General features: G+C 57.8%; 19 protein-coding genes. All 19 read right to left on the minus strand.

Annotation, left to right across the window (positions count from 1 at the left end):
• Position 1: 1 nt before the first annotated feature.
• Positions 2-1,045 carry a type VI secretion system baseplate subunit TssG gene (gene tssG / locus ACQG2G_RS12685; RefSeq protein ID WP_248078762.1) on the minus strand — a complete coding sequence of 348 codons (1,044 nt, stop codon included), beginning with the start codon at positions 1,043-1,045 and terminating at the stop codon, positions 2-4.
• Positions 1,042-2,913 (minus strand): type VI secretion system baseplate subunit TssF, encoded by a 1,872-nt coding sequence (tssF, locus tag ACQG2G_RS12690; RefSeq protein ID WP_038420938.1) that lies wholly within the window; start codon positions 2,911-2,913, stop codon positions 1,042-1,044. The genes tssG and tssF overlap by 4 nt, the downstream gene beginning before the upstream one ends.
• A gap of 2 nt (positions 2,914-2,915) precedes the next feature.
• The gene (tssE, locus tag ACQG2G_RS12695) at positions 2,916-3,479 is read right to left on the minus strand and encodes a type VI secretion system baseplate subunit TssE (RefSeq protein ID WP_013096188.1); all 564 of its coding nucleotides are present in this window, start codon (positions 3,477-3,479) and stop codon (positions 2,916-2,918) included.
• Entirely contained in the window at positions 3,472-4,284 is an 813-nt protein-coding gene (locus ACQG2G_RS12700) for a type VI secretion system accessory protein TagJ (protein WP_040020073.1), read from the minus strand. Before ACQG2G_RS12700 ends, tssE begins: the two co-directional genes overlap by 8 nt.
• Positions 4,285-4,293: 9 nt before the next feature.
• On the minus strand, positions 4,294-5,280 hold the full coding sequence (locus ACQG2G_RS12705) for a hypothetical protein (RefSeq protein WP_061771446.1): 987 nt from the start codon (positions 5,278-5,280) through the stop codon (positions 4,294-4,296).
• A gap of 16 nt (positions 5,281-5,296) precedes the next feature.
• Complete coding sequence (locus tag ACQG2G_RS12710; RefSeq protein WP_013096185.1) at positions 5,297-6,094, minus strand: PP2C family protein-serine/threonine phosphatase; 798 nt, start codon at positions 6,092-6,094, stop codon at positions 5,297-5,299.
• On the minus strand, positions 6,091-7,860 hold the full coding sequence (gene tagH, locus ACQG2G_RS12715) for a type VI secretion system-associated FHA domain protein TagH (RefSeq protein WP_061771445.1): 1,770 nt from the start codon (positions 7,858-7,860) through the stop codon (positions 6,091-6,093). Before tagH ends, ACQG2G_RS12710 begins: the two co-directional genes overlap by 4 nt.
• A gap of 87 nt (positions 7,861-7,947) precedes the next feature.
• The gene (locus tag ACQG2G_RS12720; protein WP_013096183.1) at positions 7,948-8,301 is read right to left on the minus strand and encodes a T6SS amidase immunity protein Tai4 family protein; all 354 of its coding nucleotides are present in this window, start codon (positions 8,299-8,301) and stop codon (positions 7,948-7,950) included.
• Positions 8,298-8,789 (minus strand): type VI secretion system amidase effector protein Tae4, encoded by a 492-nt coding sequence (locus ACQG2G_RS12725; protein ID WP_013096182.1) that lies wholly within the window; start codon positions 8,787-8,789, stop codon positions 8,298-8,300. The genes ACQG2G_RS12720 and ACQG2G_RS12725 overlap by 4 nt, the downstream gene beginning before the upstream one ends.
• A gap of 58 nt (positions 8,790-8,847) precedes the next feature.
• Entirely contained in the window at positions 8,848-9,330 is a 483-nt protein-coding gene (locus ACQG2G_RS12730) for an Hcp family type VI secretion system effector (protein ID WP_008502640.1), read from the minus strand.
• A gap of 335 nt (positions 9,331-9,665) precedes the next feature.
• Positions 9,666-11,165, minus strand: coding sequence for a type VI secretion system contractile sheath large subunit (gene tssC / locus ACQG2G_RS12735; RefSeq protein ID WP_248766546.1), 1,500 nt, complete (start codon positions 11,163-11,165; stop codon positions 9,666-9,668).
• A 3-nt stretch (positions 11,166-11,168) separates the two neighbouring features.
• Positions 11,169-11,693: a type VI secretion system contractile sheath small subunit gene (gene tssB, locus ACQG2G_RS12740; protein ID WP_008502644.1), complete on the minus strand. Its 525-nt coding sequence runs from the start codon at positions 11,691-11,693 to the stop codon at positions 11,169-11,171.
• Positions 11,694-11,768: 75 nt separating this feature from the next.
• Positions 11,769-12,785, minus strand: a complete 1,017-nt coding sequence (gene tssA, locus ACQG2G_RS12745) for a type VI secretion system protein TssA (RefSeq protein ID WP_013096180.1) — start codon at positions 12,783-12,785, stop codon at positions 11,769-11,771.
• 11 nt (positions 12,786-12,796) lie between these two features.
• The gene (gene tagF / locus ACQG2G_RS12750) at positions 12,797-13,513 is read right to left on the minus strand and encodes a type VI secretion system-associated protein TagF (RefSeq protein ID WP_061771444.1); all 717 of its coding nucleotides are present in this window, start codon (positions 13,511-13,513) and stop codon (positions 12,797-12,799) included.
• Positions 13,514-13,529: 16 nt separating this feature from the next.
• Complete coding sequence (gene tssM / locus ACQG2G_RS12755) at positions 13,530-17,150, minus strand: type VI secretion system membrane subunit TssM (protein WP_061771443.1); 3,621 nt, start codon at positions 17,148-17,150, stop codon at positions 13,530-13,532.
• Between the two features lie 2 nt (positions 17,151-17,152).
• The gene (locus tag ACQG2G_RS12760) at positions 17,153-18,391 is read right to left on the minus strand and encodes a DotU family type VI secretion system protein (RefSeq protein WP_013096177.1); all 1,239 of its coding nucleotides are present in this window, start codon (positions 18,389-18,391) and stop codon (positions 17,153-17,155) included.
• Positions 18,392-18,408: 17 nt separating this feature from the next.
• Positions 18,409-19,752: a type VI secretion system baseplate subunit TssK gene (gene tssK, locus ACQG2G_RS12765; protein ID WP_020690866.1), complete on the minus strand. Its 1,344-nt coding sequence runs from the start codon at positions 19,750-19,752 to the stop codon at positions 18,409-18,411.
• A 25-nt stretch (positions 19,753-19,777) separates the two neighbouring features.
• A complete protein-coding gene (gene tssJ / locus ACQG2G_RS12770; protein ID WP_013096175.1) occupies positions 19,778-20,281 on the minus strand; it encodes a type VI secretion system lipoprotein TssJ in 504 nt (167 codons plus the stop codon).
• Positions 20,282-20,304: 23 nt separating this feature from the next.
• Positions 20,305-20,799 (minus strand): hypothetical protein, encoded by a 495-nt coding sequence (locus ACQG2G_RS12775; protein WP_013096174.1) that lies wholly within the window; start codon positions 20,797-20,799, stop codon positions 20,305-20,307.
• Positions 20,800-21,174: the final 375 nt, after the last annotated feature.

Genomic DNA, 21,174 nt, shown 5'->3' on the forward strand with positions numbered 1-21,174 from the left:
ATTACCGCTCTGCGCGATACACCAGATCGCCACGCGGGACAGGCTGCGGCTGAAGGCCCAGCCAGGTGTTATACCCCAATCGCCCGGTGCTGCCGAGCGTGGCGCCCTGCACGGCGTCAGCGCGCAGGATCACCCGTGTTTCCCATTCAAATTCCACCCCTGCGTACTGGCGTACCCAGTCCCGCAGTTCGGTTACCCATGCTTCTCCGGGCAAAAACCGGTTGTACTCTTCCGCGCTGAGTGGGCCAATCTCGATGCGAAATTTATGCTGCACGTCGCGGACCGCCACGCCCAGAAACGCAGATTCGCCCATCCGCGGCACGCGGCGTCCTGCTCCCAGCTGCGCCTGCTCGCGCGGTGAAAGCGGCATCCACTGCGGTACGTTGGCGATCAGTTTGACCGGGGCTTTAAAATAGTTACGCAGGATTTTTTCCAGACCTTCAGGATCCCGTCCGTGGCGGGTCAGGTGTCCGGCGTGGGTAAAGCGGGCATGGGCGCTCAGGCTGCCTTTGTCCATCTGGCCGGGCTGCCCCATACCAATCAACGACGCCAGATATCCCTCAAAACGTTTATTGTCGGCGCGGTCGAGGGAGACGGCAGGCTGCGCATCGGCCCAGGCGCGATAAAACAGCAGCGTCAGACGATGATGGAACAGATCGGCAAACGCGCTCAGGCTGGTGTCCTGATGATGATGGATCCGCTCGCGGGCGTACTCGGTCATGTGAACCGGCAGCGGCCCGTTAGGACCAAACAGGCCGAAGCTCAGAATGGAGACCTCGTGCAGCCCGTTGGCTTCGCGCTGGCGTACCTGCGCCACCGTCGAAGGCGCAAAACTCATCGACGGCTGCTGGCCCAGACGTAGCGGCTCGAATTTTGGCAGCGGCGCACGCCCCAGCGGGTAGCGTTCCCCGCCCTGAGCATCAATGCGCCTTAACAGCTGGAACAGATCGTAGCGCCATGGCGTCTCGCGAACCCCGCGCCAGAAACTGTCCGGCAGCAGCGTCAGACGATGGACCTTCAGTGGCGCAGTGACTACGTCGCTCATACCAGTGCCCTTTTGCCCATACGCGGCGCCCAGTAGCCGATCTCGCCGCGCTGCTGACTTTTCAGGGTGAATTCCGTGAAGCTGTTGATCGACACCAGACGGGCAAACAGCCGCTCCAGCACGCTACCGAAAAGCCAGGGACTGGCACCGGAAAACGCACGTTCATCCACCGTCAGGGTAATGCCGATGCCACGGGCGAAGACGACCGGTCCCGGCTCGGGCACGCGGCGGTGAACCGGCTCCAGCACGCAGTGACGAACCCCTTCAACCTGACGCGCAACCGGCGTCTCCGCGAGATTGGCGTACAGTCCTAACAACTGACGCAGCGCGGCGGCGCCCTCTTCGTTTTCACTGTCCATCAGGCTGAGGTAGTTCATCTGTAGCTGGCTGATCAACCGCCAGGTGCTGAACCCTTCTGCCAGCGCCGGACGCGGCGGCGTCGGCCCCTTACGCAAGGTCAGCGACTTCACCGGCATGGAGTCAGCCATAATGAACTGTCCCAGCTCCTGCTGCAGCATCAGCGGCAGATCCCGGCTGGTGCACAGCACCTCGGCCGAGATGTAGCGCAGGTTCTCCTGCCAGGGCGCATGCTGCTCATCCACCAGCGAGACAAAGACCTCCGAGCCAATGTAGCCGGTGCGGGTGCCGTAACGCAGGGCATGCTCAGATAGCACGCGTTGTTCCCGGCGCAGGGAAAAGTAGGCCCCGTAGTTGCCTGCATCACCGCTCCAGGTGCTCCAGAACGGACGAAACGTCTGGTCGTCGCGCTGACCATCCGCACTGCCGTATATCTTGTTTACCGCGTAAATTTCGTAATCCAGCGGGCGGATGTTATCCACCACCAGATGGTATTCATGCTGGCCTTCGCTCAGCTTCTGACGCGCCGCTACCTTCGGGAACAGGTTGATCACCGGCGTGCAATGCAGGGCCAGATGGCTGGCATCGACAACGCGCTCCAGCTGTTCATCGGTTTTATCCAGCAGAATGAAGATATCGAAGGCTTTTTCATTTTCGCAGCGCTGGATCAGTTTGCTCAGCCCGCTCAGGCTGATGAAGCGGAAACGGGCCGGAAAAGCAAAGTACTCCTGCAGCAGACGGTAGCCGTCAAAGTTGCGCAGATCGTCCGGGAGTAGCGACTGATCCGCGTCAAACCCTTCCTGACGCAGGGCATCAGATGCCAGCACATCACGCTGCGGATGTTTGCTGACGGTCTGGCAGACCACCCCGACATGGTGCTCCATTACCAGCTCCAGCAGCTTTAACGCCTCGATATCCGGGCCGCTTAGGAAAAACTCCAGCCGGTCAAAATCAAGGTGGCCGAGGTTTTGCGGACCGTCGCAGGCAATGCGGATCCGTAAGGCGCTGCTGATCCCCTGCTGGCCCAGACCAAGCTGCGTCAGGGGCAGGTCGGCAGGCACACCGCCCAGCTCAACCTTGTCGATTTTCAGCGGCAGCAGGTTCACCTCATGCGCCGTGGTGTAGCTGCAGGTCACGCCGGTTTTCTTCAGCGCCAGGCTGTCCATCATTGTGCCGCGCGGCACGATAAAACCGTTGCTCAAATCGCCACGGCTGCTGTCAGGCTGAATTTCAGCAATCGCCATGGACGGAGTGGGCGCGAGATAGTTCGGCGCAATCATCTCCAGCAAGCGCTGGGAGAAGCGCGGAAACTCCGCGTCCATTTTCATCTGCACGCGCGAGGTCAGAAAGGCAAAGCCCTCCATCAGTCGTTCGGTGTACGGATCCGCCACTTCGATGCCGCGCATGCCCAGCCGTCCGGCCACTTTGGGATAGCGCTCGGCAAATTCGGCGCCCATCTCACGCAGATAGGCCAGCTCACGGTTGTAATATTCGAGCAGTTTACTTTCCACGATCACCCCGCATCTTTCAGTTCAAAGTGGCCGTTTTCCAGATCGACATCGGTACGAAACAGAAACTCCAGCGGGTACGGCACACACCACAAACGCCCTTTTATCTCGATGGAGAGCACGTTGTGCAGATCCAGCGAGGAGGTGTCCGACACACAGCGGACCTGCAGCCCCTGGGGCAAAATGCGGGGTTCAAAGTTGACAATGGCCTCAGTGAGTTTGCGCTGAATGTCGTGCCATTCGATATCCGACATGCGCTTTCCGGCCAGCGGCGCAACGCCAAAATTCACTACCGAACGACTTACGTGTGGCAGCATGCTCAAATCGCCGGAGGCGTCGTGATTGATGGTATTAAACAGCCACTGCAGATCCCGCAGCACGTTGCGACGCAGCGCGGCATGGGTGATCAGGTTGCTGTTGGCCGACTCGCGCTTTTTCTCTGGGTCGTTATCGGTGAGGCGATCGAGCAGCGACGGCTGCATTTTATCGCGTGCGCCCACCTTCTCCTGCTTACTGCGGGCTTGCCAGCCGCTGCGCAGCAGATCGCCTTCGCCAGCAGGATTACTCATGGGCTCCATCCGTTGCAAAAGTAACGAGACTCAGCGACAGCAGCGGGCTTTCGCTTTGCTCGCTGAGCCAGGCTTTCTGCCCCAACCCTTCATACAGAGTGCCGTCATCATCGAGCGGCAGCCACTCGGTGGTGCGTGCGAGTTTAACGGCGTCAGAGGCATCGGCGGCAAAAGGATAACGCGCCGGGATCTGACCCACCTGCTCCGTCCCATCGGTCAAACGCACCAGCGCATGACGCCAGACCAGATCGGTGACGCTGGCCGGAGCCTGGAAACGGATCTCCGCGATAGCGCTAAACGGCAGCCAGAAGTAACGGCCGTTAACAAGGGTTTCGCACACCGGCCCCAGACGGGCATCGCCGTCCATCAGCCATTCAAAGGTCTGCGTCTCATCATTCTCAAGCGTCCATTGCCCCGCGCTCGCCTGCGCCTGTTCAAGGGCTTCCAGACGCAGCGCGTGAGCGCGTTCATCGCTCTCGCTCAGCGCGGCGGCAAGGGTTGTCAGCCATGGCCACTGGGCTTCCGGCATGGCCGGACGACGTTCTCCCGCCATCACCTGCGCGCGCTGCAGTTCTCCCTGAATGCACTGCTCCAGCAGGGTGACGGTGGGTTTCGCCTGCGGCTTAAGCGCCAGCCAGCTTTTCAGCTGGGTCAGTGCGCGCGTCCAGTTACCGCTGAGGGTGAGAAACTGCACAAACGCGGCACGGAGATCGGCATCCGCCGGACGGGCTTTAATCTCGTTTTCAAGACGCACCAGCGCGTCGCTGAGCGACTCACCCGCCAGATGTTGATAGAGCGTATTCATAGCCATTCCTTAGTTTGCCGCGCGCCAGGCGCCCACTGCCGGGTCACGCAGCTGAGGACGCAGGGTATCAATCAGGACAATATTCAGCGTGGTGCCAGGGGTAACCCAGGCGCTCCAGACCTTCTTCACTGCAGCAATACGCGCCTGCAGTTTTGCATCGTCGCTGGCGGTTTCACGCGAGATCTCCACGGCCACCGTGCCGTTGCTTTTCCAGCCGTTCAGGGCGCTGTCGTAAGGCAGGATCATCCAGCTCTGGTCGCTGTTCGGGGTGCTGAAGACCATACGCTCTTTGTTGACGGAGGTGATCAGAGCATGTTCCGGGTCGACGCTTTGATTCAGCCCCATCACCGGGAAGCCGTGAATGTAAGTCACCGCTATCTCTTTTTGACCGCCGCTGCGGATCTGCGAGATAACCGTGTGGCCGCTCAGCCAGCTGCCGTTGCCGCAGCGGGTCGTGTCGGAATCCGGGATAAACAGCGCCGGCGCGGAAGATCCGCCTTCCCAGAAGGTGCGCAGATGGCAGCCGTCCTGGAGGGTAAACTCCTGCCACGGTGTGCGGTCAGCGGCCACCGTATTGGTTTCAGAGTTCTGGTCAGGTGGCAGTAACGCGCCGCTGGTCTGGGTCGCTACGGGCGCCGTCTGCTGCTGTTTCACCACCAGCTTCCACTCCTGAGCTTTGTCTGCCGTTCCCTGCGCAAGCGTAGTCCCTGCCGGATCGTTAAGGGCCCAGCTCAGCTTATTCACTTTGCTGCACTGGTGTTCCAGCAGCGAGCCGAGACGCGGAACAAAGTTTTCCAGCACTGAAACGTCTTTATTGCCGTTCGCCACAATGCGCAGCGCAATCTCTGATTTACACCAGCTCTGCGGGGTGTTGTCTTTGATGTTGTCGATCCAGATATCCAGCTTCTGCGCAGGAGACTGCACGATGCGGAAATTTTCAGCCTGGGCGGTGGAGGCCACCGCCAGAAGTGCCAAACCCGATAGCCAAAGTTTCATATCGTTCCTTGTGTGTCTAGTCAGTTCCGCAGGGAAGAAATTGTGCTGCGTCAGAGAGCGTATGCAGCAAAGTGGTGTCTTGAGGGTTGCCCATCCATACCGCCAGCGCCGTATAGTTATCCTGAGCATTCCCCTCCTGTTCAGCATTCTTTTGAATGATTTGGTTCATTAAGGTCAGCCACTCCTGTGGGGTGTTGACCATATGCAGCGACTGTTTCATCTGCTCTTCGCTGACGCCGTGCCAGAAACCGTCGGTGCAGAGTAAAAAGGCATCGCCGTCTTCAACCTGCACCACGTCGCTGTAACTCGCTTCCGGGCCACCGTTTTCAATACCCAGCGCCAGATACAACAGGTTGCTGTTGAGGTTATCGGTCTGGTGACCGGCATCTTTCATCTGCTGAACCAGGCTGTGGTCGGTGGTGACATGCCACAGCCAGCCGCGACGAAACAGGTACAGACGGCTGTCCCCGGCGTGTGCCCAGTAGGCCAGACGGTAATCCCGGTCGATAAACAGGCTGACCAGGGTGGTACCCATCCGGCGATAGTCCTGCACCGCCTGCTGTTCGCTGAGAATGGTGCGATTCGCGGTTTGCACATAGTCACGAATATGCTGCGCGTTAAGGTGTTTGTCGCCATCAAAACGGGAGATGATGCTGTTGCGGGCCAGTTCAGCGGCCACCTCACCGCCCGGCAGACCAGCGATGCCGTCACAGACGACAAAGCAGGCTGAACGTTCCCCTATGGTTTCTCCCGTCTGGTCCTGATTGCTGGCGCGCGTTCCCTGGCGGGAGAGAGAAGCCGTTGCGATATTCATTTTTCTTCCGATCCGCTCTGTGAGTCTTTGTACTGATTGACCTCCATGTCATAGGCATGAAGGAACGCTTCGCCAAACAGGGTGTGGAAGTCATCCTCAATCTCACCGGCCGTCTCGCCATAGCTGCGAACAAAGTAGTCCCACAGCGCGGCTTTGCGGCTGCCCGGCAGCGCCAGACGAGAGGTCATGCCGTTCTGCTTCGCCTGCTCTTCCAGTTGCTCCGGATTAAAGGACTGCAGCATCGCGGCGATGATGGCGCGGATACCGGAGATCATCCCCAGCTGATGCGCCTGCAGATCGATCAGCGCGTCACGCACTGATTTGGTGGGTGGCATAAAGCCCGGCATCGGCGTACCGAACATCTGAATCAGGACCGTTTTCCCGGTCGGCAGCAGCTTGAACGGGTTGTTGGCATCGTCCAGCACCATGGTCATATCGGCTTTTACGCCGCGCTTGAGGATAGAGCGCGAAGAGAGCAACGCCACGGTGCCCTGCGAGAACATGCCGAGGATCTGGCCCAGCTGACGCATATTTTCACGGTCAAACTGCGGCACCGGCTGCATTTCGCTCAGGCCCATCCCTTCCAACAGCGCCTCCAGCAGCTCGCCCTGCAGCACCTCGCCTTTCTCACCGTTTTGCGCCGTAGCGCTTGGCACAGCCGCGTTTTTGACCGGGTCGATACGCAGACGCCCCTTCGGCGTCTGTGCGCTGCTGCGTGCGACGGCCTGCGGCGTAGGCATAGTAAAGCCTGCGTAATCGGTACGTACCGGCTCTTCCTCTTCCGCACGCGGTGGGTCCTGTGGCTCAGGGGCAAACAGCGGAGAATCCGCCAGCGGATCGTCCTGCGGTACGGCCTCTGGCTCTGGCGCGGGTGCAGATGTCTCAGGCACGATCTCATCCGGATGGGTTAATGGCGCCCCGCCCATCAGCCCGAGCGGATCATCGTTACGCGCGGCTGGCGCGCTGGCCGAACCACCAAACAGGGCCAGCGGGTCGAGTTCATCCGTCGCCTCTTCTGCAGGCGCAGGTTTGCTCTCTACCGGCGGCACCAGCGTTGAAGGGGTGACATCGTCAAAAATGCTCTCTTTTTTGAACAACGCTTCATCGCTGAACAGCGTGTCGGGATCGACATTCTTACGCTCAAGCTTCGGCTCGCTGTCGTTGAACATTGCCAGCGGGTCTTCAGCGTTACGCTCGGGTGCCGCGGGTTGCGAGAAGGGATCGTGAGACGCCGCAGGCTGCGGTTTCGCGCGGTTGCTGGAGATGCTGTCAGAGATTGAGAACTCCTGCATCAGGCTATCCCAGATTTCCGACGGCACGGCCGTTGGCTCCGCCTTGCCGCGCGGTGCGGCACTGGCTGGCTTCGGCTGCGGAGCAGGTGTCGGCGCCACTGTCGGGCGAGCCTGCTGCTGCATACTGGCGGCCATGCGGCTCACCGGCTGCGTGTCGTGGATAAGTTCCGTCACTTCGATGCGGTAGTCATCAATACCGAGAATATCCCCGTCCTGCAGCTCTACCTGACGCCCCCGCTCCAGCGGGATGTCGTTCAAAACCACGCGGGTGACGCTGCCACGGTTGGTCACGCGGCATTCGCCCTGGGCGTCAACGTGAACAATAGCCTGCAGGCGCGAGATGGTGCGGTCATTGTCCGGCAGTACCAGATTGTTATCCGTACCGCGCCCAATAGTGCCCCCGGGGGCATAAAAATCACAACTGCTCTGCGGCGGCTGATGACCGGGTTTCGTAGAAATAATCGTGAATCGCATGGCGTATTCCTGCTGGTATGATTAGCGCTCAAACGCTGCCGCTCTCGGGGGTGAGAACGGCGGCGTTTGGGGCCGATTTCATCTTTACTACTTTGAGGATTTGAGTGGTCGAATAGCGTCACTATTAGCGATCAAGGTGCACTTCAATATCTGATAATGACCAGGCTCGGTACCACCTACCTTCTGTTTCAGTAAAGAAACAATCACCTCATCAGCTTTTTCAAAATTCTCAGCAGGCAGATTGCTTGCTTCCAGCCATGCCGCGGCGCTGGCGTCAGCATCTTCTTTCAGGCTTTTACTGTCCGCAATCTTACCGATGCATCGATTCTGCACCCAGTTTTCGAAGATTTGTTGTTGAGAAAAAGTACTGATATCAGGCAACGTCTGGGCATTTGCGGCGGAGGCAACGAAGGCTAAGACAAAGAGCAATGGCTTTTTCATTTCAGGCTCCAGAAGGTTGCGTTAGTAGGGATAAATGAACCATTACCCGGTGAGCCAAGGAAATGACAATCATCCGAACAAATATTTCCGTTCCAGAGTGTTACATGCCCGGTTGCATCAAGCCAGCCATGCCCGGTAAAAATAATAATACCTTGCTTGCCCGCAAATTGTGCTGGGGTTGGAGAAGAAACAGATATGTCAGCTTTTCCCAATACCGTGGGTAAAAAAGCAATCATATCTTTAACACGGAACATATATCGCTTCTTGTCGCTCCCGGTCACAGTTGCATATTTACTATTAGAAGGAACTGGAATGCCACAATAATTTAAAACATAGCTCATACGAATGGGGCAGGCATTTTTAAAAATACCAGCATCTATATTATGCTGAACTTTCCCCCCCAATAACTTGCCAACCTGTTCTACGTTGACGTTCACTTCTTTAAATCGGTTCCAGGCGGCACCAAAAGCAGGACGCATATGAGACATCTTGTTTCTCCTTGAAAAGAAGCTCAGGAAAAAGTGGGCCCTTTCGGACCCACTACTATTATGCTTCTTTGTTTTCTTTGATGTTCCAGCCAGCGCTGCTTTCAGCACCTTTACCACCAGAGGTGGTCTGCTCCCAGTACTGCTGTTTCACTTTCGCAGCCTGGAATGCATAGGTCACACCAACGGTATCGCCGTTGTCTGCACCGGTGTACTGAACAGACGTTACCAGAACGTCTTCCAGGGTAATGCGAGAGTATTCCACCTGCTGGCCACCGGCTTTACAGACGGACAGCTCAACTTTGGTCAGGTGTTTACCGCTGGCGCAGTGTTTCAGAATTGCTGTGGTGGATTTGTCGATCAGAGCGTTAACGTGCAGATCGTTAAAGTTAACTTTACCGGCACCGCCGCCACCGCCAACGCTCATATTACCTGGCTGGGAAGCGCCCCAGGAGAAGGAGGTAATATCAGTCCAGCCGGTGTGGTTAGAATCTTTAGATTCGCCCGTAACACCCTCGACCTTCAGAAACATATCAATAGCCATAATATCTACTCTTCGTGGATGAACAATATTGCTTTCGAAAAAGCACTTATATGGCAAACAGGAAAGCATGGGGCTGAATAAAACCGTCCATATTTTACCTCTGCCTCACATCAAATGACCCGTGTCATTTGACAGTCTTACATTCCCTCCCGAATAAAAGGAAAGAATGAGAAGTCTTTTACTACCGAACGTTATTCCGGAACCTCTCAGGACCAGACTTTCTTGCCGGGTGGCGCTTTGCTTACCCGGCCTACGCTGTGCAGCGATATCAATATATTTCACGTTGCATTGTAGGCCCGTGCAAGCGTAGCGCCGCCGGGCGAAACTCACAAAAATTACGCGTCTTTCGTCTTCAGCGACGGCAGTTTAGATACCAGACGCAGAGAAACGGTCAGACCTTCCAGCTGGTAGTGCGGACGCAGGAAGAACTTCGCGGCGTAGTAGCCCGGGTTGTCTTCAATCTCCTGCACCTGGACTTCTGCAGCGGCCAGTGGCTTGCGGGACTTGGTCTCCTGAGAGGAGTTGGCCGGGTCACCGTCCACGTAGTTCATGACCCAGTCGTTCAGCCAGCGTTCCATCTCTTCGCGCTCGCGGAAAGAGCCGATTTTGTCACGTACGATGCACTTCAGGTAATGCGCAAAGCGGCAGCAGGCGAACAGGTACGGCAGACGGGAGGCCAGACGCGCGTTGGCGGTGGCATCCGGGTCGTGGTACTCGGCCGGTTTTTGCAGCGACTGCGCGCCAATGAAGGCAGCAAAGTCGGAGTTTTTGCGGTGAACCAGCGGCATAAAGCCGTTTTTCGCCAGCTCGGCTTCGCGACGGTCGCTGATGGCGATCTCGGTCGGACATTTCATGTCCACGCCGCCGTCGTCGCTCGGGAAGGTATGGCACGGCAGGTTTTCAACCGCCCCGCCGGACTCCACGCCTCGAATTGAGGTGCACCAGCCGTACTCTTTGAAAGAGCGGTTGATGTTGGCCGCCATCGCGTAAGCAGCATTCGCCCAGGCGTAGCTGTTGTGGTTCGCGCCGTCGGTCTGCTCTTCAAAGTCAAAGCTGTCGACCGGGTTAGTACGAATGCCGTAAGGCAGGCGCGACAGGAAGCGCGGCATCACCAGGCCCAGATAGCGGGCATCTTCCGATTCACGCAGTGAACGCCAGGCGGCGTATTCGGTGTTCTGGAAGATTTTGGTCAGATCGCGTGGGTTAGCCAGCTCCTGCCAGGACTCCATCTGCATCACGCCCGGTGCGGTACCGGTGATGAACGGACAGTGAGCCGCAGAGCCGATACGCGCCATTTCACCCAGCAGTTCAACGTCCTGCGGGCTGTGGTCAAAGTAGTAGTCGCCGACGATGCAGCCAAACGGCTCACCACCAAACTGACCGTACTCCTGCTCGTAGATTTTCTTGAAGATCGGGCTCTGATCCCAGCCCACACCCTTATAGCGTTTCAGGGTACGACCCAGCTCCTGCTTGGAGATGCTCATAAAGCGGATCTTCAGCATCTCGTCGGTTTCAGTGTTGTTCACAAGATAGCTCAGACCGCGCCAGGCGCTCTCCAGCTTCTGAAACTCTGCGTGGTGAATGATCTGATTCACCTGCTGAGAGAGCTGTTCGTCGATACCCGCAATCAGGTTCTGGATGGTGCGATAGGTGTCGTTGGAGAAGGTAACGGTGTTTTCCAGCGCCTGCTGCGCCAGAGTTTTTACCGCGCTCTCGACGGCGGAACGCGCCTGGTCAGTTTTAGGACGGAACTCTTTGTTCAGCAGTGCGCTGAACTCGTCCTGACTGAACGCCTGACCTGCCTGCTGCTCGTGTTGTTGAGTCTGGTTGCTCATCGATTACTCCTCGCTACCTTTCGCACTTTCGTCATTTTTCGGCAACTGGCTCAGGGATTTGAGCAGCGTCGGATCCTGCAGAATTTTAGCGATCAGCTCTTCCGCGCCGTTTTTACCGTCCATGTAGGTCAGCAGATTGGAAAGCTGAGTACGCGCTTCCAGCAGCTTGTTCAGCGGCTCAACCTTGCGGGCCACCGCATCCGGCAGGAAGTCGTCCATGCTGTCGAAGGTCAGATCGACGTTGAGCTTGCCTTCGCCGGTGAGGGTGTTATCCACCTGGAACGCCACGCGTGGCTTAAGCGCCTTCATGCGTTCGTCAAAGTTATCAATATCGATTTCGAGGAATTTACGCTCATCGACGGCCGGCAGATTTTCCACCGGTTTGCCGACCAGATCGGCCATAACGCCCATCACGAACGGCAGCTGAATTTTACGTTCTGCACCGTAGATCTCTACGTCGTACTCGATCTGCACGCGGGGGGCACGGTTACGTGCGATAAATTTCTGCCCACTGTTACTCATTGCCATGATGTTCTCCATCAAAGATGCGCGGTGAAGGTGAAACGACAAGCTCCGTGCCCGTCGTCATAATGCCTGGACGCGTCATTCGCGGCGTCCAAAGATATTTTCCAGTTGGTTAACGCCGTCTGGCGCCAGGTCGCGAATAATGTCCATAAAGTTAAGTTCTGACAGCCGCTGCACCCGTTCAATCATCAGCGGTGCGGGGTGGCTCGGTTCGTACTGCGCAAAATACTGTTTCGCTTTCTCCAGCATCAGCTGGGCGTCGGCGCGACTGGTAACCTGCACGCTGCGCCAGTCGGTGACCTGCTGCACGGGTTGGGTGGCCACCGTCTGCGGCTCAGCGTGGTGTTCCGCCTGCGCATCCCGATTGGGCAGCAGCTTGCTGATGTCGGTCACCTGACAGGCACTGGCAACCAGGCCCACGGTTTTCAGCAACTGCTCCATTTCCGGTACGCCGCTTTCACCAAGGTAACCGCTGAGCAGATCGCGAATGGCCAGCAGCCTTTCATTAATCAGGATGACGGCCTCTGTACCTGGCTGGTCGCCGCGCGCCAGTTCGTCAATCAGTCTTGGGCGGCCGCCGGGATAATCCGGGCATTCGGTTTTGCTGCCATCCAGCAATGCCTGCGCGTCACGCAGCGAAATTTCATCGCCGTTTGAGCGCAGCAGCGAGGCGTTTCGCAGCGCGACGGTCAGGTCAGATTTATCGCTCAGCGCGGCAAGGGCATTAATGCGATAGAACGGGTCCGTTTCGCCATACTCCTCCAGCAGTGGATAGAGCGGCTCCCAGTAGCGGGTGATCGCCTCCTGCACCAGCAGCAGACCGTCCGCGTAGCCCGGCAGCCCACGACGTCGGGTCCAGGCATGGGTTAACGCCAGCATGACGCGAAGATCTTTGGTGCGCCCCAGCAGGCTGGTGGCGAGCTTTTCTACCGTATTCCAGTCAGCGGGCTCGGCGGGAATGATCGTGTCGCCGAACTGCTGTTCCGCTTTACCCTGGCTTGCCTGTCCCATAGCCTGAAAATCGGCGTCGTACTCAAGGTTGTCGCCGCAGGGTTTTTCGGGGCTTATCGGCGCGAGAAATTCTTCGATATTCATGTGATCCCTGCTTATTCAAACATAGGCGGATAAAGACCGTGACGGCCTGGTCGGGCGCCGCCAGCCGGATCGAACAGCAGCGTAAAGAGCTGCCCGGTGAAGTTTCCGCTGTGGACGTGGGTGTAGAGCGGGTAGCCGTCGCAGCGGTTGGTCCACCAGTAGCTGGTCTGACGAAGCGGGTCAAAACACTCCGCCGCCTGAGGCCAGCCCAGCGTGCTCTGGCCGTCTTCGTCATAACCAATCACATCAAGGATGTCGGAACGCTTTTGCGGCTCGACGGGCTGCGGCGCCGGAACCGACATCAGCATCTCATCCAGCTGCGAGGCGGAAAAACTGTTGCGCACCGCATGCAGCCCGAGACGGCCAATCTGCTGATACCAGCTTTCAGCCTGGCTGAGCAGGTTGGTCGACCACTCTGACGGGGCGAAACTCAGTTGAATGCAGATCGGGTACTGTCGGCCCACGCTGTCGCGGCCCGGCAGCAGGCAGCCCATCTGGATCATCTGGCTGCCCAGCATCGGCGGGACAACAAAGTTCCACACCGGCGCCTTGTTAAACTGGCGTTCGCCGCTGCGCTGCTCTTCCTGTTGCCAGGCCAGCAGGCCGACCTGAAACCAGTGTGACCACTGACGCTGTAGGGTGTCAGGAAAGCGACGCTGCAAAAAATCTCCGGCGCTGGGTAATTTGCCATACCAGCTGTAGCGGTTCATCGCAGGGGTATTCGTCATACGGCTGTCCTTGCGGTTATGGGCATGAGAAACGAGGAAGCTGGAACGGATTGCGAATGCTGTTCGGCGCAAACTCCAGCGTGACCTGATGGCCATCGACGTTGAACGTGGCCTGACGGCTCAGACTACCTGCCCCAGGGCTGGTGCGCGCTTTATCGAAGAAGCGGTTCAGGGCCCAGGCGCCGTTGGTTACCAGCGTCGCGGTGCTGCCGTTAGCCAGCCCCAGCTGCATACGCACCTGGTTGGTGCCGCCCGGCCCTGGCCAGTTCATGATCTGCACCGCCTGTGGACCGTGGCTGTAACGCAGTAGTTGGCCGTCAACGTCCAGCGTCAGGTTAAGAATGGTGTTATCCATCCGCACGGTACGCACCGTCACCTTGAAAGAGGGGGTCGTCGCACCGTTAGCAAAGAAGGCATCGCGAATGGACTGGGCCTGCTGGAACGGTCGCAGCAGTCCTTCACTTCCCGGCAGCGTTTTCCCGTCGATCCCCGGCATAAAGCGCCAGTTCGCCTGAGTGGTATCCACTTTGTTGGTCAGGTTGTCGCGAAAGAAGGTGTCCATCAGCCCGGTACCCGGCGCAAACATGCGTGCCAGATCGTCCGGCGTCACCTCGGTGCTGGCGCTGCGCACCAGCGGGTAGCGACCAGCAATTGCCTGACGGCAGAAACCACCCACTTCGACGTTAATGCGCTTACGGACGTTTTCCAGATCGCGACGCTGGGTATCACTGCTGGCCCCCACCGCCATGTTGCTGAACATGGTTTGCAGCCCGCCCGGCAGACGCCCGGCGCTGGCCTGCAGACGGCTGATTGCTTCACCACCCGGGGCTGGCATGCCGCTGTTGGCAGCGTCCTGCACCGCGGTCAGGTAACGATACAGCTCATCCACCTGCTTGAGGAAATCATCAAAGACGATGGTCTTGCCGCCCTTCTCCAGCGGCTGAGCCAGCTCGATCATTGGCGCGTAATGGTCGGTCACCAGCTGTTCAGGTGCCTGCGTCACTACTGCCCCCTGCGTCGGAGCATTGTCGTTATTGCTGAACAGCGCTTCGAGGGTACGGGTGGCGCGGTTACTCTGGTCTTGCGCTTTCCCCGCGTCCTCCGGCGCTGGCGCGTTGCGCGACAGCGTCAGCACCTGGCTCAGGTTCTGCACCAGACGGCGCAGCGGCGAGTTTGCGCCGGAGAGCAGGCGCGCCGTGTTGATGCGCTGCGAGAGATCGGCGCTGTTGTTAAGCTGAATGTCGGCGAGGAAACGATCCCAGTTTGCGATAAAGTCGCGCATGTAGAGCTGACGCACGGCGTTATCGATCTGCTGCTTGTCTTCCCCGGAGGTGGTCGCGCCCAGCACCCAGGCATCATCTTCGTGCAGCGCCGTGGTCACGCTGTCAATCTGGCTGTTAAAGCTCTTCCAGTAGCCGTCCGGGGTGTAGAGCCCCGGCACGCCTTCGCTCACCGGTTTGCCGCTTTTGCGGGAGAACACCAGTTCGCTCTGCGGGCCACCCAGGTCGGACAGGGAGACCGGCTTCAGGTTGTCGTCATGCTCCAGCAGACGCTTCAGACGCCCATACACGCGGGTGGAGAGCGGCTGCTGGTTGATGAGCGCCCTCTCGCGAGCCACCAGCGCTTCGTCCTGGGCATACGGCGAAGCCTGAATTTTTGGCTCCAGCAGCTGCGTCAGGTGCCACTCCAGCTGTTGCAGCTGCGCCTGCGTCACGTTCTGCGGCAGATTGCGCTGCAAATTGAGCATCACCCAGGAATGCAGGAACTTGCCGTCGTAGTGTTTAGGCTGATACAGCATCTGGTAGGCTTTCAGCGCCTCGTAGCTGTATTCCACGTCGCTGCCGTTGTCGTTACGCAGCCAGGTGGTGATATGCATCGCCACGGCGGGCAGCAGCATCTGATCCAGCGCTTTCTGATACAGCGACTGGGAAGCATCGCTGACGTCATCCCCGCGATAGAGCCCCATACGGCGGGAGACCGGCGGGTCGTTGACATCGAAGGCCTCGCTTTTCGGCAGATCGACCAGGCTGTTCAGCAGCGGCAGGAGCGCGAACAGATCGCGCTGGGGCTGATTCTGTAACGCTTTACTCTGCTGCTCCAGCTGCGGGACTTTAGCGTCCACCTCTTCCAGATAGGCCTTATTTTTGGCATAGCTGGTCAGCCACAATCCGCCGAGGATCACCAGCAGCGCCAGCAGCGCCGCGTATCCGGACCAGATCACCGCGCGGTTGCGCAGTTCCCACCAGCGGTTTTCACCGGCAATACCGGCTTCCTGGAAAATGACGTTTTGCAGCAGGTTTTTAATGAAGAAGCTCTGCCCTTTTGCACCAGGGATAGGCGCCTCTTTACTGACCGAATCCCACTTCTCTGCCTCTGCCCCTTCCGGCAGTGACAGGGCGCGGTTCAGTTCACCCATGACACGGTCGAACGGCATGCCTTCCTGGGTACCGCTGGCGAAGTATATTCCGCGTGGGGAGAACTCGGTCTCAAAGTTAGAGCGGGCAAAGACCGTGCTCAGGTAGTCTGCCAGCAGCGGGCGCAGCGCCGCGAACTCCTGCGGGAAGAGATACGCTTCGGCACGGGTTTTGGCGTCATGCTCTTTCAGCATGGTCTCCGGCAGCCCGGCGTCCAGACGCTGCTGCAACAGCGAGAACTCCTGGTGGAAGTTCCCCATCAGGTCGAAATCGGCGTGTTTGGTCTGTTCCCACGGCAGCGTGAAGCCCCAAATCTGATCGCGCTGCGCTTTGTCGTAGTCAGCAAACCAGGCGCGGAAGCCTTTAAGCAGGTCCGCCTTGGTCACCATCACGTAAACCGGGAAGCGGATACCCAGCTGTTCATGCAGCTCAGACAGCCGCTGGCGCAGGTTGACCGCCTGCTGGCGCGCCGCCTCCGGCGAGAGCGTCAGCAGATCGGAAATGCTGATGGTGATAATGACGCCGTTAATAGGCTGGCGGCGGCGATACTTACGCAGCAGGCCGATAAATTCCAGCCACTCCCCGGCATCCTGAACCTGCTCGCTCTCCTGAGTGGTGTAGCGGCCCGCAGTGTCCAGCAGGACGGCTTCGTTAGTGAACCACCAGTCGCAGTTGCGGGTGCCGCCAATGCCGCGCAGAGCGGTTTTACCGAAGCGATCCGCCAGCGGGAATTGCAGGCCGGAATTGACCAGCGCCGTGGTTTTACCGGCGCCCGGTGCGCCGATAATGACGTACCACGGCAGCTGGTAGAGATATTGCGTACTGAAGCGCTGCGTCCACTGGGCACCGTGTCCCGCTTTGCTGAAGTGGGCTTTTTTCAGCATTTGCGCCGCTTCATCAAAACGTCCGGCGAGGATCTGCTCCTCGCTGTTCAGCCGCTTCTGGGGATCGGCCGCGTCCGGTTTGGCGGTGTTTTCATTAAGCTTGTCCATCAGCTTGCGGTTCAGCCAGGCGTTGTACAGCCGCGGCAGAATATGCCCCTGCGCCCAGAGCAGATAAACCACCGCAATACTGATGATGCGGTTTTGTTCAGATTCGAGCGGGCGGGTATCCACGATGGATAACAGCGGACCAATCATCCAGATCACCGCCGACAGCGCGGTAACGCCCAGGAAGCTCCACAGAATGCGATTGGTCAGTATGGAAAGAAGAGTCGTCAGCATCCTTAGTTTCCTTGCGGCAATCCGTTCAGCTCAGCCTGCGTATTTTCAGGCGACACCAGCAGAGTTATTTCCACACGGCGGTTACGGGCGCGGTTTTCAGGCGTATTGTTTGGCGCCACAGGATTGATCTCTCCCCGCCCTTCCGCTTTCACGCGGTCAGGCTGCGAGAGGCTTCCCTGCAACATTTTTTGCACGGACCGGGCGCGATCCAAAGAGAGTTCATAGTTGGAGGCGAAGCGCGCGCTGCGAATTGGCACGTTATCGCTGTAGCCCACCACCAGAATTTTGCCGCTGACGTTGTTCATCGCCTGGGCAATCCGGTTGATGACCGGCTCATAGCGGTCACGCACCACGGTAGAAGCAGAAGCAAACAGCCCGTCTCCTTTCAGGATCACCACGCTGCGATCCGCTTCATCCTTCACCGCCACCAGACCGGCGTCGATTTCCGGCTTCAGGAAGCCACGCAGGTTAAGCACCGCAGGCAGTTGACGCGCAGGTTGCTGAATGGTGGTTTCAGGCAGCTGAGACTGGTAAATCTTCGCCAGTACCGGGTTGGTGTTGTCGCCAAGACGCCAGTTGAGAATGATGTAGAACAGGCAGGCGATAAACCCGGCCAGCGCGACACAGGCCCACAGCGGCACCATCGGCCGCCACAGCTTGCGCAGCACGGGACGATCTTCCGGGTGTGGAGAGAGCGGTGCCGGATAGCTGCCGCGCACGCCACGGATCATCTGCCACAGCCGCTGCTTGATAGTTTCCAGCTGGGTGCGGCCATTATCCAGAACCCGATAGCGCCCTTCGAAACCGAGCAGCAGGCAGTAGTTGATCATCTCCAGCAGGAGGATATGTTCACGCGGGTTCTGCGACAGACGCGCCAGCAGCTGGAAGAACTTTTCGCCGCCCCAGGTTTCATTATGAAACGTGACCAGCAGACCATTGCTTGACCAGACACCGCTGCTGCCCCAGGGGGTCAGCGCCGCGGCTTCATCCAGCGCCGTGCAGAGGCAATAGCGCGCCCCGACGATCACCTCATACGCCAGCCCTGCCTGCTGGCAGCGGACTTCAAAACGGCGAATCTCGTCGATCAGACGCTGGCGCAGTGCCACCTGATCGTCATGAGACACCGAATGACGGATTTGCGGAATCGCGTTGAGCAGCGGATTGGCGGCCGCCACCAGCTGATTGTTGCTACTGGCTCCGGTAAACGCGGCATCACTGCCGGTATCCTGTCGTTCCTGCATATTAAGCGCTCGCTTTATTATTCAGTCGGGCTACGGATGGCCCAAAACTCCATATCAAGACCCGGGAACTCCCCTGCGAGATGCAGGGCGAATGCACCGGACTTATCCATCTCGTGCCACAGCTCGCTGCCCTTCTCCAGCTCAAAGTAGCTGTAGCCCGCATGCCATGGGATTTGCGGCGGCGCAACCGGCATGGCGCGCAGCATGATGCCCGGCAGCTGTAACTGAACCAGATCGCGGATTTTCGACACCGGCGCGACTTTCATCTGGGCAGGGAAATGGGTTTGCAGGTGTTCGCCCGGCACGTTGGCTTTGACCGCCAGGACGAAGCCGAACTCGCGCACCATGCTGGTCTCCGGCACCGTGGCGATGTTCAGGCCATGGGAGCGCTCGTTCAGCGGCAGCTGAATGGCCTGATCTTCCATCACCAGCGACAACCCCTGACGCAGCATCAGCATCAGCTTGCTGAAGCATCCCGCAAGGTCGTCGTGATCGTAAATCGGCAGCACGCTTTCGGCGGTGCGTTGCGAGGTCCAGGTGGCAAGCTCCGTGGCAAACGGCAGCCAGCTGCGCCAGAGCGTTTCCGGGTGCAGCAGCGGGAGCGTTTTTAAATGGGAGACTTCGCCCAGTTGACGGTTAACCAGCGACAGCAGCGTAAATTCGATCAGCTCTGAGGTGTTAAAGCGGCCAGGCTGGCGCAAACGCCCCCCAATCTGCTGGCTGCGCTGCACCAGCAAGCCGTGGAGATCGTTGACCATGCTGTAGAGTTGCGGGCTGTTGCAGGCGTTCAGCATCGGCGGAATGTAGCTGCTATCCAGACGCACATGGTTGTCGTTGCGCTTTTCCGCGACAAACGCGATGCCAATCGCTGTCCATTCGGCCGTCAGATCTTTTTCCAGCATCAGGGTCAGACGTAAACGGCCAAACTGCACCGTGGCATCCCCCACCGACATGGCGTTATCGTCTTCCACCTCCTGCTCGAAGGCGATGAAACGCGCCAGTGACGCGGGCTCTTCGCTGAAAATAACCTCTTCACGCTCTCCCCTACGTACCGGCAGCGCGAGCACCACCTTTTCGTTGGTGAGATTGTCAGGAATTTTCAGCGGGGCCGGGCCATTGCGCCCGTTGCGAACCTGGAAAAACGTACCGTCGGGTAGCACGCCGCTGGCGTAGCTCAGGGCAATGCAGCCCTGGCGAAGCATCGCTTCGTCCAGTTCAACGTCGAGGAAGCCCCAAAGATACGATCGCTGCAGCGCACCCCATTCCCGAACGTGGTTGAGCAGATAACTTTCTGTCCGTTGAAAATGGTGTGGACGCAGGAACATGCCTTCGGTCCAGACGACCTTCTCTGCTTTGGTCATGATAGGTTTCCTGTTTTTAAGCGCGTTACTGGCTGATGACCCGGATGCCATTTATGTCGAGAAAGACATTGGCCTGGAGTTCATCGGATGACCATTTCCAGAACTGGTAGAGATGGTTTTCGCCCGGAACAGGCAGTGGGAGTGAGACACGCCATTTCTTTCCATCCAGCATCTGATATTCGGCCATAACACCGATATAGCGCGCCTCGGGTGAGCTTTGTCCGCTAAGGGTTTTCGAAAGCTGGCCCGGCATCAGGAAGAAAACATCGCTGTTCAGCAGATTCGCGCCAAGCGTGGCTGACGCGTTGTTCTGCAGGGAATAGAAGTCACTGGACATGAAATCCGCATCGGACTTCAACAGCAGCACTCTGACTTTAAGCGGCGCAGAATCATTGATTTGTGGATGAGCCTGAAACTGCAGATTGTAGCGGGAGGGGTCGCTGTGTGAAGACGACGAACAACCACTGACCAGGGCGAATATCACCGCGTAAAAGACGAACCACAGCTTATGAAAATTTTTATTATTCATAAAAATACGCTCAGAAAAGCCGTTTAGTTCAGGATCCAGGTACCGTTAGCGCTGTCTTTGCAGGCTTTGCTGTTACCATCGACATCTACACAGGTCGCTTTTTTACGCGCCTTAGGACGAATAGCCTGTTTACGCACGGTGGCTTCGTACTGATCGGCTTTGATTACCGCACGCATTGGAACGTAACCAATCAGCTGGTCTTGTCCTTCATCGGCAAGCGCCATCCAGTAGTGTTCAACCTGCCCCAGCACCACGTAGGTTTTACCGGTGACAAGCGTACTGACCACTTTCCCACCGAAATCAGGGCGGCTCATCAGGGAGGCCGGATACATGGCACGGTATGGCTCGTTAACCTGAGTGAACTCAGCAGGAGGCGTGATGGCATGACGGTGGGTTAAGGTGACGCCGTTGACCTGGCTGGTCACGATCGTATCGTCGGTGATCACAGGTTTCTGCGGCGCTTTACAGCCCGCCACCGCCATTACAAACAGAAGTGAAAACAATACGCGCATTTTCATATGCTTTTCCGTAGCGATATTTCGATGATGAGATAAAGGGGATGAAGTTTGACTTAAGTGCTATCGTTAAAATAGCCAGGATATTTTCGGGGCGTTACTATTATTCGGGCATAGCTACCGCACGAGCCCTTCAGAATAAGGCCCAGCGTCTTCCTGACATATTTTGACAAACGGTAAACAAGTTTACATGAGCTTGTCACCAATTCAATATTTCCTTCCTCACAACTGCTGCTTAATGAAGCACCCGACTCATTATAGGATTAATCTGAGAAAAAAAGCTTACTTTGCTGAATTTGTCTTATTATTACGCGTTCCTCTAACACAAACCATTGATTCAGAAATGAAAAAATCAAAAGAGAACCATTGTCATTAACG

This window comes from Enterobacter cloacae complex sp. 382A5 (assembly GCF_050031095.1).
Classification (GTDB): domain Bacteria; phylum Pseudomonadota; class Gammaproteobacteria; order Enterobacterales; family Enterobacteriaceae; genus Enterobacter; species Enterobacter cloacae.

Coding starts and splice junctions, on each gene's coding strand:
- tssG (WP_248078762.1), bottom strand. CDS start 1,045: ATGAGCGACGTAGTCACTGCGCCACTGAAGGTCCATCGTCTGACGCTG.
- tssE (WP_013096188.1), bottom strand. CDS start 3,479: ATGAGTAATCCTGCTGGCGAAGGCGATCTGCTGCGCAGCGGCTGGCAA.
- ACQG2G_RS12700 (WP_040020073.1), bottom strand. CDS start 4,284: ATGAATACGCTCTATCAACATCTGGCGGGTGAGTCGCTCAGCGACGCG.
- ACQG2G_RS12705 (WP_061771446.1), bottom strand. CDS start 5,280: ATGAAACTTTGGCTATCGGGTTTGGCACTTCTGGCGGTGGCCTCCACC.
- ACQG2G_RS12710 (WP_013096185.1), bottom strand. CDS start 6,094: ATGAATATCGCAACGGCTTCTCTCTCCCGCCAGGGAACGCGCGCCAGC.
- tagH (WP_061771445.1), bottom strand. CDS start 7,860: ATGCGATTCACGATTATTTCTACGAAACCCGGTCATCAGCCGCCGCAG.
- ACQG2G_RS12720 (WP_013096183.1), bottom strand. CDS start 8,301: ATGAAAAAGCCATTGCTCTTTGTCTTAGCCTTCGTTGCCTCCGCCGCA.
- ACQG2G_RS12725 (WP_013096182.1), bottom strand. CDS start 8,789: ATGTCTCATATGCGTCCTGCTTTTGGTGCCGCCTGGAACCGATTTAAA.
- ACQG2G_RS12730 (WP_008502640.1), bottom strand. CDS start 9,330: ATGGCTATTGATATGTTTCTGAAGGTCGAGGGTGTTACGGGCGAATCT.
- tssC (WP_248766546.1), bottom strand. CDS start 11,165: ATGAGCAACCAGACTCAACAACACGAGCAGCAGGCAGGTCAGGCGTTC.
- tssB (WP_008502644.1), bottom strand. CDS start 11,693: ATGGCAATGAGTAACAGTGGGCAGAAATTTATCGCACGTAACCGTGCC.
- tssA (WP_013096180.1), bottom strand. CDS start 12,785: ATGAATATCGAAGAATTTCTCGCGCCGATAAGCCCCGAAAAACCCTGC.
- tagF (WP_061771444.1), bottom strand. CDS start 13,513: ATGACGAATACCCCTGCGATGAACCGCTACAGCTGGTATGGCAAATTA.
- tssM (WP_061771443.1), bottom strand. CDS start 17,150: ATGCTGACGACTCTTCTTTCCATACTGACCAATCGCATTCTGTGGAGC.
- ACQG2G_RS12760 (WP_013096177.1), bottom strand. CDS start 18,391: ATGCAGGAACGACAGGATACCGGCAGTGATGCCGCGTTTACCGGAGCC.
- tssK (WP_020690866.1), bottom strand. CDS start 19,752: ATGACCAAAGCAGAGAAGGTCGTCTGGACCGAAGGCATGTTCCTGCGT.
- tssJ (WP_013096175.1), bottom strand. CDS start 20,281: ATGAATAATAAAAATTTTCATAAGCTGTGGTTCGTCTTTTACGCGGTG.
- ACQG2G_RS12775 (WP_013096174.1), bottom strand. CDS start 20,799: ATGAAAATGCGCGTATTGTTTTCACTTCTGTTTGTAATGGCGGTGGCG.